Below are 12,229 nucleotides of genomic sequence, written 5' to 3' on the forward strand. Positions count from 1 at the left end.
GTCATGATCGCCACAGGTGTCGGACATGATCCGAACAGCTGGATCGGGGACCCTGGGGCCATGGCAGACGACACCACCCGAGACGACATCGACGCCGCGGCCCTCGAGGCCCTCGCGCGTCAGGGCAGCGTCGCGAACCCGCGCCGCACCCGTCGCTGACTCCCCACCCGAACCGCTCCCCTCACGCCCGCCGCAGCGTCGCGGCGGGCGTGTCGTGTCTCTAGACCAGTTCGGGCCGAGTCCACTCCCGCCCGAGCACGTGGTGGTCGAGGAACGCGAAGACCGTCGAGTACCAGACCTTCACGTCGCCGGGCTTGAGCACCCAGTGGTTCTCGTCGGGGAAGTACAGGAACTGCGACTCGACCCCGTGGCGCTGCAGGTCGTACCAGAGGCGCAGTCCCTCCCCGATCGGCACGCGGTAGTCCTTGTCACCGTGGATCACCAGCACCGGCGTGGTGATCGAGGCGGCGAACCGGTGCGGTGAGTGCTCGTCGTAGCGCTCGCGGTCCGTGATCGGGTCGCCCCACTGCCGGGTCCAGTGATACGAGCCGTCGGTGGTCCCGACGAAGCCGTCGAGGTGCCAGATCGATGCGTGCGTGACGATCGCGTCGAACCGGTCGGTGTGCCCGGCGACCCAGTTGGCCATGTAGCCGCCGAACGACCCGCCCATCGCGGCGGTGCGCGAGGCGTCGATCTCCGGGAGCGCCTCCGTCGCGTCGGTCAGCGCCATCAGGTCCGTGTAGGGCAGTCCGCCCCAGGCCCCGGAGGACACGTCTATGAACTCCTGCCCGTACCCGGTGGAGAGCCGCGGGTCTGGCAGCAGCACGGCGTATCCCCGTGCGGTCGCCGTCCACGGGTTCCACCGCCAGGTCCAGGCGTTCCACGAGTTGAACGGGCCGCCGTGGATCCACACGAGCAGCGGGTGCGGGCCGTCACCGGAGGGCAACGCCAGCCAGCCGCGCAGCGCGGCACCGTCCTCGCCGGTGGCCGTGACCTCCGTCAGCGTCCCGGGCAGCGCGTCGATCTCCGTCGCCCCGGGCAGCGTCGTCGGGTCCTGGTCGGTGCCGTACGGGTCCAGCCGCACCGGGGTCGGCGGCGCGTCCGGGGCCGACCGCAGGGCGTAGAGCGCCCCGCCCTCGGGGGTCGGGACGACGTCGGTGTACGCCCCGGACCGGGTCAGGCGGCTGATCTCGCCCGTCGTGACCGACACCCGGAACACCGGGCAGTGCCCCTGCTCGTCGGCGGTCACGTACACGGCGTCGCGATCGGCGGCACCCACCACCGACTGCAGCGTGAACCGGCCCTCTGCCAGAACGACGGTGGTCTCCCCGCCGTCGAGCGGGCGAGCCAGCAGCGTGTGGGCGGGCGCGCGGCCGGGCTCCGCGTGGCGCTCGCGGATCCAGAGCAGCCACCGGCCGTCGGGTGTGATCGTCGGCCGCTCGTGGTCCACGCCGGGCTCGTCCGCGACCACCTCGGCCTCCGACCCCCGCCGCACCTCCAGCCGCACCCGCACGGCCGCCGGGTCCTCGGGGTCGCGCACGTCGACCGCCACCGCGAGCGCCTGTCCGTCCGGGCTGATCGCGTGTTCCCGGAGCCGCTGCCCGGGCTCCAGGGGGTCGATCACGACGGCGGGCGGCGCGAGCCGGTCCGCGCCGAGCGGCTCGTGGACCCGGATCTGCGGACGTCCCGGCCCGAGGTCGTGGTCCCAGAAGCGCACCGGGTAGCGGGTGTGCAGCCGCGCCGAGACGCCCGCCTTCTTCCGGGCGGCCCGCAGGGCCCCCGCCGGGTCCTCGACGTCGCCCTCGGACTCGATCTCGCCCTCGGACTCGGTCTCGGCCTTCGGCGCCTCCCCGACCGGCACCGACGTCGCGACGACGACGTGCCCCGAGTCCCGCGCCACCTGGAAGGAGGCGACGCCGTCACCCGCCGTCAGGACCTGACGGGACTCCCCGCCGTGCCCGGGGAGGACCCACAGCGCGGCCGGTTCGTCCTCCGCGGGCTCCGACGACGGGTCCGGGCGGCCGGAGGTGAAGTACAGGTCGCCGTCGGGGGCGAAGGCCGCCGACGCCTCACCCTTCGACGAGCGGGTCAGCCGCCGGGCGGGCTCCTCGCCGCGCGGGTCCACCTCCCAGATCGAGGTGACGTACCGGGTGGCGTCCGGCGAGAGCTCGGCCGCGGTGGTGACCAGGCGTGCACCGTCCGGGGAGAGCGCGAGCCCGGCCTGACGGCGGGTGGCGACGAAGGCGTCGAGGTCGTCGAAGGTGCTCATCACCCCCGATCCCACCACGGGGGTGCGCCGCGCGCCCGTGAGCACGAATCCGTGTCAGGGCACGGGAACTCACCGGCGCGGAGCGCACCTACCCGACCGTGACCGTCGGCGCCCCGCCCGCCACGCCGCCCGCGAGCTCCTCGTCGGAGCCGGCCTCCTCGGCGAGGCGCATGGCCTCCTCGATGAGGGTCTCGACGATCTGCGCCTCGGGCACGGTCTTGATGACCTCGCCCTTGACGAAGATCTGGCCCTTGCCGTTGCCGCTGGCGACCCCGAGGTCGGCGTCGCGCGCCTCACCGGGCCCGTTGACGACGCAACCCATGACGGCCACGCGCAGCGGGACCTCCATGCCCTCGAGCCCGGCGGTGACCTCGTCGGCGAGCTTGTAGACGTCGACCTGCGCGCGGCCGCACGACGGGCAGGAGACGATCTCGAGCTTGCGCGGGCGCAGGTTCAGCGACTCCAGGATCGACAGGCCCACCCGGACCTCCTCGATCGGCGGGGCCGAGAGCGAGACGCGGATGGTGTCGCCGATCCCGCGGGAGAGCAGCGCCCCGAAGGCGGTCGCGGACTTGATCGTGCCCTGGAACGTCGGCCCGGCCTCGGTGACGCCGAGGTGCAGCGGGTAGTCGCACTGCTCGGCGAGCAGCTCGTAGGCGCGCACCATCGTCACCGGGTCGTGGTGCTTGACCGAGATCTTGATGTCGTGGAAGTCGTGCTCGGCGAAGAGCGAGGCCTCCCACAGCGCGGACTCGACGAGCGCCTCGGGCGTCGCCTTGCCGTACTTGGCCATGATCGACGGCTCGAGCGACCCGGCGTTGACGCCGATGCGGATCGGCGTGCCCGCGTCCTTGGCGGCCTTCGCGATCTCGCCGACCTTGTCGTCGAAGCGCTTGATGTTGCCCGGGTTCACGCGGACGGCGGCGCAGCCGGCGTCGATCGCGGCGAACACGTACTTCGGCTGGAAGTGGATGTCGGCGATCACGGGGATGTTCGACTTCTTCGCGATCGCCGGCAGCGCGTCGGCGTCGTCGGCCGACGGGACGGCGACGCGCACGATGTCGCAGCCCGCCGCGGTGAGCTCCGCGATCTGCTGCAGGGTGGCGTTGACGTCGGAGGTCAACGTCGTGGTCATCGACTGCACCGACACCGGGTGGTCGCTCCCGACGCCGACGCCGCCGACGTCGAGCTGGCGGGTCTTGCGCCGCGGCGCGAGCACCGCAGGAGCCTCCGGCATGCCGAGGTCGATCGTCATGCCTCCACTATGCCGAAGCCGTCCCGACGATGCCGGGGTCACGGACGTGACTCCGGCATCTGTTCACCTACAGGTTGAGTTTGATCGGGTTGACGATGTCCGCCAGGATCACGAGCCCGCCGTAGAGCATGATCACGATCGCGAAGCCGTAGGCGATCGGCATGAGCTTCGCCATGTCGACCGGCCCGGGGTCGGGACGGCCCCGCAGCCGGGCGATCCGCTTCTTCGCCGCCTCCCAGAGCGCCGGGAGGATGTGCCCGCCGTCGAGCGGCAGGATCGGCAGCAGGTTGAGCAGGAACAGCGACACGTTCACCGCGGCGAGCAGCTGCAGCATGGTGGCGATCTCGGTCGCGACGGGGCTGTCGGAGGCGAGCACCTCACCGCCGAGCACCGACACCCCGACCACGCTGACCGGCCCGTTCGCGTCCCGCTGCTCGCCGAGGAACACCGCGCCGAACAGCGCAGGCACCTTCGTGGGCAGGGCGAGGATGCTGTTGACCGCCCGCACGCCCATGTCGCCGACGAAGCCGACCACCTGCGTCGGGGTCTGCCGGGTGGTGGGCTGGATCGGGCTCAGGCCGAGGAACGAACCGGTGACGTACTTCGGCTCCCCCGAGCTGCGGGCGGAGTCGAGGTCGAGCAGCTGGGTCTGGATGAGCCGCGGGTAGAGCGTCAGCGTCTGCGACCCGCCGTCGGGAAGGGGTCGCTGGATGACGACGGGCACGGTGCCGCTGGCAGCGCGGATCGCCTGCTGCATGTCCTCCCACGAGTCGTAGGAGCGGCCGTCGAAGCTGACGATGCGGTCGCCGGCCTGGAAGCCGGCCTGCGCGGCCGGGGTCAGCGGCGCGCCCGGCGGGCAGTCGGTCGTCGTGGTCGCCTGCGAGGCGGGGACGACGCACTTGCTCACCGAGGAGACCACCGGCTGGGCCGTCGGGATGCCGAAGCCCATGAGCACGATGATGAACAGCACCGCCGCGAGGATCAGGTTCATGAACGGCCCGGCGAACATCACGACGATGCGCTGCCACGGCTTGCGGGTCCAGAACTGCCGGTCCTCGTCGCCGGGGCGGATGTCCTTCACCGAGTCGGCGCGGACGTCGTCGATCAGCCCCTGGAACGGCCCCGACCGGCGGCTGCGCCCGATCCGCTCGCCCGGCGCCGGCGGGATCATCCCGATCATGCGGATGTAGCCGCCGAGCGGGACCGCCTTGATCCCGAACGAGGTCTCGCCGCGCTGACGGGCGAACACCGTCGGACCGAACCCGACCATGAACTCGGGCACACGCACCCCGAAGCGACGGGCGGCGACGAAGTGGCCGAGCTCGTGCCAGGCGATGGAGAACAGCAGACCGAGCGCGAAGAGCACGATCCCGAGGACGAGCATCACGGAGCGCCACGGTAGCGGGCCGCCCGGTGATCTCGGCGTGGGGCGGCGCTCAGGCCGCCAGCAGCTCCCCCGCCCGGGTGCGCGCCCAGTCCTCGGCGGCGTACACGTCGTCGACGTCGCGGGGGTCGCCCGCCCACTCGGTGGCCGAGCTCAGCACGTCCGCGACGGTGTCGACGATCCCGAGCCAGGTGCCGCGGCCGGCGAGGAAGCCGCGCACGGCCTCCTCGTTCGCCGCGTTGAACACGGCGGGCAGGCATCCCCCGGCCGAGCCGGCGGCGCGGGCGAGGTCGACGGCGGGGAAGGCCGCGGCGTCGAGGGGCTCGAAGGTCCACGCCTGCGGCTCGGCGAACGACTCGCGGCGCGAGGCCCCGGGCAGGCGGTCGGGGAAGGCGAGGGCGAGGCCGATCGGCAGGTGCATGTCGGGCGGGCTGGCCTGGGCGATCGTGGCGCCGTCGGCGAAGGTCACCATCGAGTGCACCACCGACTGGGGGTGGACCACGACGTCGATCCGCTCGTAGGGCACCGCGAACAGCAGGTGCGCCTCGATGAGCTCGAGGCCCTTGTTCACCAGCGTCGAGGAGTTGAGCGTGACCACCGGACCCATCGCCCAGGTGGGGTGGGCGAGGGCGTCGTCGAGCGAGACCGAGGCCAGCTCGGACCGCGACCGGCCGCGGAACGGGCCCCCGCTCGCCGTCAGGACGATGCGGTCGACCTCCCCGAGCGCCCCGGAGCGCAGGCACTGCGCGATCGCGGAGTGCTCGGAGTCGACCGGGAGGATCTGCCCGGGGGTGGCGGCACGGGTGACCAGAGGCCCGCCCGCCACGAGCGACTCCTTGTTCGCCAGCGCGAGCGTCGCCCCGCTGCGCAGCGCCGCGAGGGTCGGGGCGAGCCCGCGGGACCCGTCGACGGCGTTGAGGACGGTGGTCCCCGCGGCGCCGCTGCCGGCCAGGTCGGTGAGCGCCGCGGCGCCCGCGAGCACCTCGGCGTCGCTGCCGGCGGCGCGCAGCGCGTCGGCGACCGCCGCCCGGGCGCCCGCGTCGGCCACGGCCACCGTCGGGACCCCGAACTCGGCGGCCTGCGCGGCGAGCAGCTCCGGTCGGCCGCCCCCGGCCGCGAGGCCCGTGACGGAGAAGCGGTCGGGGTTCGCGCGGACGAGGTCGAGCGCCTGGGTGCCGATCGATCCGGTGGAACCCAGCAGGACGACGGGGCGCGCGGTGCTCATCGCCGCTCATCCTGGCCCGGGGGCACCGGATCGGCGCGGCCACCCGCCCCACGGACTGCCGCGGGCCGCGCCGACCGATAGATTGACGCGCGAACCGCACATCTCGACCAGGAGGACCCCGTGGCGAGCTCGAGCCCGGCCCGGCAGGCGCACGGTGACGTCTCGAAGGCCGACAGCCACCGCGCCGTCGTCGTGCGAGGCGTCTCCTCCGACGACGAGCCCTCGGTCGAGTGGGGCTGGCACGGGCACTACCCGAAGACCGCGCGCTTCGCCGGCTTCGTGGTGGCGGCCGTCTGCCTGATCATGCTCTGGGGCAACCACCGCGGACGCTCCGAGGACGTCTGGCTCGTCGTCATCGCGGTCGCGTTCTTCGCGCTCTCGCTCGGGTCGATCATCCGCAGCCGCACCTCCTGGCGCCGCTGACCGCCGGCCGGGCGGACCCGGCCGGGAGCGTCGCTCAGACCGGACTGCGCGGGATGTCGTCCTGGACCGCCTTCGCGCCCTTGCGCGCGGCGACCAGGACCGCGTCCCAGGTCGGTGAGAACGGCGGGGCGTAGGAGAGGTCCATGAAGGTCATCTCCTCCAGGGTCATCCCGTTCCAGATCGCCGTGGCGAACACGTCGATGCGCTTGGCCGAGTTGGCCCGCCCGACGATCTGGGCGCCCAGCAGTCGCCCGGAGCGTTCCTCGGCGATCACCTTCACGGTCATCATCTCCGCGCCGGGCATGTAGCCCGCGACGTTCGACGACTCGATGGTCGCGGTGACGTACCCGTAGCCGGCCGCCGTGGCCTCCCGCTCCCCCAGGCCCGTCCGGCCGATCTCCAGCGAGCACACCTTGGAGATCGCCGTCCCGATCACCCCCGGGAAGGTGCCGTAGCCGGCGGCGAGGTTGGTGCCGATGATGCGGCCGTGTTTGTTCGCGTGGGTGCCGAGCGCGATCGCGACGCCCTTCCCCGAGAGCCGGTGGTGCACCTCGACGCAGTCGCCGCCCGCCCACACGTTCTCGTGCCCGAGGCAGCGCATCCGCACGTCGGTGACCAGGCCCCCGGACGGCCCCACGGTCAGCCCCGCCTCCTGCGCGAGCGACACGTTCGGCGCCACCCCGAGCCCCATGACGACGATGTCCGCCGCCACGGCGCCGTCCGCGCCCGATTCCCCGTCGCTGCGCTCGCCCCGCACGCGCACCGCGGCCACCCGCCCGTCCTCCCGGACGTCGAAGCCCTCGACGGAGGTGCCGGTGAGCACCGTGATGCCCATGTCCTCCATCGCGGTCCGCACGATCGTCCCGAGGTCCGGGTCGATCTGCGTGAACGGCTCCGGCGCGCGGTCGAGGACGGTCACCTCGAGGCCGCGGGTCAGCATCGCCTCGGCCATCTCCACGCCGATGTACCCGGCGCCGACGACGACGGTCCGCCGGGCCTGCGAGGCGTCGAGGTCCTTGACGATCTGCTCGCCCTGCTCGAGCGACTGCACGCCGTGGATGCCGTCGGCGTCGATCCCGTCGAGCGGCGGGTACACCGGGGCCGCGCCGGTGGCGAACACCAGGTCGTCGTACTCCAGCTCGCCCTCCGACCCGTCGCCGTCGAGCGCCCGGAAGGTCACGACCTGCCTGTCGAGGTCGACCGCGGTCGCCTCGGTGCGCATCCGCACGTCGATCCCGGCCTCGCGGTGCTGCTCCGGGGTGCGGGCGACGAGGTCGTCGCGCCCGGTGACGTCCCCGGCGATCCAGTAGGGGATGCCGCACGCGGAGTACGAGGTGTAGTGCCCGCGCTCCAGGACGATCACCTCGGGGGCCTCGCCGCCGTCCGCCGCGGTGTGCCGGAGCGCGGTGTTCGCCGCGCTCATCCCGGTCGCGTCGCCCCCGATGACGACGATCCGACGGGTCATCTGGCATCCCCTCCGCTAGCGTGCGCTCGTGGCAGAAGCTGCCGAGCTCGAGGTCGCCGGCCGCACGGTGCGGCTCACCAACCCGGACAGGGTGTATTTCTCGGCGCGTGGGGAGACGAAACTCGATCTCGCCCGGTACTACGTCTCGGTCGGCGACGGCATCGTCAACGCCCTGCGGAACCGGCCGTGCATGATGCACCGCTTCCCGAGCGGGGTGGACGGCGACAAGGTCCACCAGAAGCGTCTGCCCAAGGGCGCGCCGGACTGGGTGCCGACCGTGCGGGTCCGCTTCCCGCGCTACAACCGCACCGCCGACGAGCTCTGCGTCTCCTCGCTCGCCGACGTCGTCTGGGCCGTGCAGATGTCGACCGTCGAGTTCCACCCCTGGAACTCCCGCGCCGCCGACGTCGAGTCCCCGGACGAGTGGCGCATCGACCTCGACCCGATGGAGGGCGTCGGGTTCGACACCGTGCGGCAGGTCGCGACGGTGGTGCACGAGGTGCTCGACGAGCTCGGCGCGGTCGGCTTCCCGAAGACCTCGGGCGGCAAGGGCCTGCACGTCTACGTGCGCATCCGCCCCGAGCACTCGTTCGGAGAGGTGCGGCGCGCGGCCTGGGCGTTCGCCCGCGAGGTCGAACGGCGGGCCCCGCAGCTGGTGACGACGGCCTGGTGGCGCAAGGACCGCGCGCCCGGCACCGTCTTCGTCGACTACAACCAGAACACCCGCGACCACACCATCGCCAGCGCCTACTCGGTCCGCGGCACCCCGCTCGGGATCGTCTCGGCCCCGGTCCGCTGGGACGAGATCGCGGACGTCGAGCCGGCCGACTTCACGATCGCGACGATGCCCGCGCGCTACGCCGAGCTCGGCGACCTGCACGCGGGCATCGACGAGGCCGTGTTCGACCTGGCGCCCCTGCTGGAGTGGGCCGACCGCGACGAGGCCCCCGAACCGGAGACCCCCGAGGTCTGACCGTCCGGCGTCGTACCGTTCCCGACGACGGGTGCCGGCGCGCCCCCGGCGCGCCCCCACCCGTCGTCGGGAAGGCGATCAGCCGCCGGCCAGGCCGGTCAGCGCCGACAGGTCCGGGGTGAGGGCCGCGGGGCTCAGGCCCTTCGAGAGGCTGTCGGCCGTCGGGAGGCCCTTGGTCAGGGTGTCGCCGAACGCGGTCGGGTCGGTGGGGAGCTTCGAGAAGCTGGTGAAGTCCGAGGCCGACGGGAGCGCGGCGAGGCCCTGGGTGAGGCCGGGGATCTCGCTGACCGACGTGAAGCCGGGGAGCTTGTCCAGCCCCGGGATGTTCACCCCGCCGACGGCCTTCGCGACGGTGGCGGCGGCGTTGGCCGCGTTCAGGCCGGACTGGGCGCCCGCGAGGCCAGCCAGGGTGCCGGCCTTCGCGGCGGCGTTCGCGGCGTTGATCGCGCCGTCGACCCCGGGCGGGGCGACGGGCGCGGCGGACGCGATCCCGGCGGTGGACGCCAGCCCGGCGCCGAGGACGACGGCACCCACGACGGCGCGACGGACGATCGACATGTGATTCCTCCTTGCACAGGAGCCAGATCACGGAGCGCGACCGGGCGTGACGGACCGTCCAACGTCGACTTCACGTCACTGGTACGGATCTCGCCCACGCATGGTCAGATCGGGTGAGGAACCCCCGTTGCGGATGCGGGAACGACGACGGGCCCGGTCCCGCTCGCGAGGAGCGGGACCGGGCCCGTGGTGTCGTGCGTTCCGGTCAGGCGGTCGTGCCGCCGAGGCCGAGGGACGTGGTGACCGCGTCCAGCAGCCCACCGAGGTTGAGGAACAGGTTGTTGCCCGCTCCCGGGGTCTGGCCGGTCCCGGCGATGCCGAGGAAGTTGACGATCGCGGTGACCAGGCCCTGCAGGTCGACGCCGGTGCCCGGGGCCGGCAGCGTGCCGGTGCCGGTCCCCGTGCCGGTCCCGGTCCCGGTGCCGGTCCCGGTGCCGGGCAGCGTGCCGGTGCCGGTGCCCGTGCCGGTCCCCGTGCCCGTGCCGGTCCCGGTGCCGGTGCCGGTGCCGGTCCCCGAGCCGAGGCCGATACCGCCCCCGAGGCCGGTACCCGTTCCCGTGCCGGCCCCGAGACCCGCCCCGAGACCGAAGCCGGGCGCGTCGAACGGGAAGTTCGGGCTCTCGAGCGGGGCGAGACCCTGGTTGAGCGCGTCCCGGATCGCCGCCCCGAGGTCGGCCGCCGAACCACCGGCGGGCAGCGTCACGACCGGCGAGCCGCCGATGGTGCCGCTCCCCGTACCGCCGCCGGCGCCGAGGCCGGTGCCGAGACCGCCCAGGCCCGGGAGGTCGCCCGCCAGGCCACCGCCCAGCAGCCCACCGAGGCCGGTGCCCGTCGCGTCGCCGCCGGTCCCGGTCCCCGTGCCACCGAGGGCACCGAGCCCACCGCCGAGGCCGAGGTCACCGAAGTTCCCCCCGGCGCCCGCGCCGAGCAGCCCACCGAGGCCGGTGCCCGTCGCGCCGCCGCCGGTGCCGGTCCCCGTACCGCCGAGGGCGCCGAGGCCACCGCCGAGGCCGAGGTTGCCGAGGTTGCCCCCGAAGCCCGCGCCGAGCAGCCCGGCGGTGCCGGTGCCCGTCGCGCCGCCGCCGGTGCCGGTCCCCGTACCGCCGAGGGCGCCGAGGCCACCGCCGAGGCCGAGGTTGCCGAGGTTGCCCCCGAAGCCCGCGCCGAGCAGCCCGGCGGTGCCGGTGCCGGTCGCGCCGCCGCCGGTGCCGGTCCCCGTACCGCCGAGGGCGCCGAGGCCGGCGCCGAGGCCGCCGAGGCCGCCGAGGCCACCGCCGGCTCCGAGGCCCAGCCCACCCGTGCCGCCGGTGCCGCCCGTCGTGGTGCCCGTGCCGGTACCGCCGAGCCCGGTGCCCGTGCCGGTGCCGCCGAGACCCGTACCCGTGCCGGTGCCGCCGAGCCCCGTACCCGTGCCGGTGCCGCCGAGGCCCGTACCCGTGCCGCCGAGCCCGGTGCCCGTGCCAGTCCCCGTGCCCGTGCCGGTGCCGGTGCCGGTGCCGGTGCCGCCCGTGGTGGTCGTCGTGGTGGTGCCGTTGGTCGAGGTGATCGTGGTCGTGTTGCCGTTGACGATCGTGCTGCCGCCGGTGGCCACGTTGTTGCCACTGAGGATGGTGTTGTCGTTCCCGATGTCGCTCGTGTTCTGCGACGTGATCGTGATGTTCCCGCCGGTGGTGTCACCGAGGCCGCCGCCGCGGGTCGTGCTCGTCGCCGAGATGCGGTTGGACGATCCACCCGAACTCTGCGTCACGGTGGACCGGGTGCTCGACGTCCCGCCGTCGGACGTCGAGAAGGTCGACGCCGAACGCGTGGACGAGGATCGTGGCGACGAGGACGAGCTGCTGGTGTCGGCGCTCTTGGTCTGCGCCGACGACGTCGAGGACTTCGACGAGTCGTGCGACGAGGAGCTCGACGAGTGCGACGACGACGAGTGCGAGGAGGACGACGAGGACGAGTGCGACGACCCGGACGAGCCGTCGTCGGTCGCGGCAGAGGCCATTCCGGCCGAGACCGTGAGACCGGTCGCCACGATGGCGGTGGCCACGGCGGCGCGGCGGACGATGGGCATGGGTGGGGCTCCTTCGATCAGCTCCGGATCGCGACTCCCCGCAGTCGCTTGGTGACACAGAGCTAATCCCCCGTTCGGCCCAGCACGCGACCCGTGCTCCTCCGACTCGCCCCGTTCGAGTGAGCGCGTCGCGTTCCGCGCCGTGCAGCAATCGTGTGAGGTCACGACGGAGCGTCGCCGCTGTCACCGTCGCGTCGCGCCTGCTTTGCCCGATTGAGCCGATATGGGCCCCGGTCGGGCGAGCCGTGGTCGCGGGCGACGCACGGCCGGAGCGGGCCGCCCCGGTCCGCGTCGGACTCGCCCCGGACACACAAGAGGGCCCCGCCCCACACGTGGTGTGCGGGACGGGGCCCTCCGGTCGTGACGGTCCTCAGAGGAGGCTGCTCGCGGTGTCGACGGCGTCCGACACCGCGTCGCCGGCGTCGCTGCTGCCCGAGTCGCTGCTGCCCGAGTCGCTGCTGCCCGAGTCGCTGCTGCCCGAGTCGCTGCTGCCCGAGTCGCTCAGCACCGGGACATCGGCGTCGACGACGTCGTTGTCCGAGCCTGAGCCGCTCGACGCGGCGCCGTCGCCCAGCACCGGCACGTCCGCGTCCACGACGTCGTTGTCCGAGC

At 73.7% G+C, this 12,229-nt stretch carries 11 protein-coding genes; 4 read left to right on the forward strand and 7 right to left on the reverse strand.

All coding sequences use genetic code 11. The features are described 5' to 3' along the window. Positions 1-220: 220 nt before the first annotated feature. From A3CO_RS0123965 to dxr, 4 genes are all read right to left on the reverse strand, one after another. A complete protein-coding gene (locus A3CO_RS0123965) occupies positions 221-2,269 on the reverse strand; it encodes a S9 family peptidase (protein WP_051086054.1) in 2,049 nt (682 codons plus the stop codon). A gap of 88 nt (positions 2,270-2,357) precedes the next feature. Next, positions 2,358-3,524 (reverse strand): flavodoxin-dependent (E)-4-hydroxy-3-methylbut-2-enyl-diphosphate synthase, encoded by a 1,167-nt coding sequence (gene ispG, locus A3CO_RS0123970; RefSeq protein WP_018334798.1) that lies wholly within the window; start codon positions 3,522-3,524, stop codon positions 2,358-2,360. Positions 3,525-3,591: 67 nt separating this feature from the next. Next, a complete protein-coding gene (locus A3CO_RS0123975; RefSeq protein ID WP_033414950.1) occupies positions 3,592-4,908 on the reverse strand; it encodes a M50 family metallopeptidase in 1,317 nt (438 codons plus the stop codon). Positions 4,909-4,960: 52 nt separating this feature from the next. Then, positions 4,961-6,133 (reverse strand): 1-deoxy-D-xylulose-5-phosphate reductoisomerase, encoded by a 1,173-nt coding sequence (gene dxr / locus A3CO_RS0123980; protein ID WP_018334800.1) that lies wholly within the window; start codon positions 6,131-6,133, stop codon positions 4,961-4,963. A 120-nt stretch (positions 6,134-6,253) separates the two neighbouring features. Between dxr and A3CO_RS0123985 the strand changes: the two genes are divergently transcribed. Beyond that, positions 6,254-6,556, forward strand: coding sequence for a DUF2631 domain-containing protein (locus A3CO_RS0123985; RefSeq protein WP_018334801.1), 303 nt, complete (start codon positions 6,254-6,256; stop codon positions 6,554-6,556). A 34-nt stretch (positions 6,557-6,590) separates the two neighbouring features. Here the strand turns inward: A3CO_RS0123985 and A3CO_RS0123990 are convergent, their stop codons facing one another. Then, entirely contained in the window at positions 6,591-8,021 is a 1,431-nt protein-coding gene (locus A3CO_RS0123990; RefSeq protein WP_018334802.1) for an FAD-dependent oxidoreductase, read from the reverse strand. Between the two features lie 28 nt (positions 8,022-8,049). Here A3CO_RS0123990 and ligD point away from each other — a divergent pair, with 28 nt between their 5' ends. Beyond that, positions 8,050-8,994, forward strand: a complete 945-nt coding sequence (gene ligD, locus A3CO_RS0123995; protein ID WP_018334803.1) for a non-homologous end-joining DNA ligase — start codon at positions 8,050-8,052, stop codon at positions 8,992-8,994. Positions 8,995-9,072: 78 nt separating this feature from the next. Here the strand turns inward: ligD and A3CO_RS0124000 are convergent, their stop codons facing one another. Both A3CO_RS0124000 and A3CO_RS38435 read right to left on the reverse strand, forming a co-directional pair. Continuing rightward, complete coding sequence (locus tag A3CO_RS0124000) at positions 9,073-9,552, reverse strand: hypothetical protein (RefSeq protein ID WP_018334804.1); 480 nt, start codon at positions 9,550-9,552, stop codon at positions 9,073-9,075. Between the two features lie 205 nt (positions 9,553-9,757). Then, positions 9,758-11,299, reverse strand: coding sequence for a hypothetical protein (locus A3CO_RS38435; RefSeq protein WP_051086055.1), 1,542 nt, complete (start codon positions 11,297-11,299; stop codon positions 9,758-9,760). A gap of 10 nt (positions 11,300-11,309) precedes the next feature. On the opposite strand from A3CO_RS38435, the gene A3CO_RS34095 reads away from it, so the two are divergent. Both A3CO_RS34095 and A3CO_RS38440 read left to right on the forward strand, forming a co-directional pair. After that, the gene (locus A3CO_RS34095; protein ID WP_157647816.1) at positions 11,310-11,672 is read left to right on the forward strand and encodes a hypothetical protein; all 363 of its coding nucleotides are present in this window, start codon (positions 11,310-11,312) and stop codon (positions 11,670-11,672) included. 334 nt (positions 11,673-12,006) lie between these two features. Next, on the forward strand, positions 12,007-12,229 hold a 223-nt coding region (locus tag A3CO_RS38440), incomplete at its 3' end, for a hypothetical protein (protein ID WP_211214539.1).

The sequence above is a fragment of the Actinomycetospora chiangmaiensis DSM 45062 genome, from assembly GCF_000379625.1.
Classification (GTDB): domain Bacteria; phylum Actinomycetota; class Actinomycetes; order Mycobacteriales; family Pseudonocardiaceae; genus Actinomycetospora; species Actinomycetospora chiangmaiensis.

Excerpts from the sequence above, each read along its gene's own strand:
- A3CO_RS0123965 (WP_051086054.1), bottom strand. The coding sequence starts at position 2,269 with ATGAGCACCTTCGACGACCTCGACGCCTTCGTCGCCACCCGCCGTCAG.
- ispG (WP_018334798.1), bottom strand. The coding sequence starts at position 3,524 with ATGACGATCGACCTCGGCATGCCGGAGGCTCCTGCGGTGCTCGCGCCG.
- A3CO_RS0123975 (WP_033414950.1), bottom strand. The coding sequence starts at position 4,908 with ATGCTCGTCCTCGGGATCGTGCTCTTCGCGCTCGGTCTGCTGTTCTCC.
- dxr (WP_018334800.1), bottom strand. The coding sequence starts at position 6,133 with ATGAGCACCGCGCGCCCCGTCGTCCTGCTGGGTTCCACCGGATCGATC.
- A3CO_RS0123990 (WP_018334802.1), bottom strand. The coding sequence starts at position 8,021 with ATGACCCGTCGGATCGTCGTCATCGGGGGCGACGCGACCGGGATGAGC.
- A3CO_RS0124000 (WP_018334804.1), bottom strand. The coding sequence starts at position 9,552 with ATGTCGATCGTCCGTCGCGCCGTCGTGGGTGCCGTCGTCCTCGGCGCC.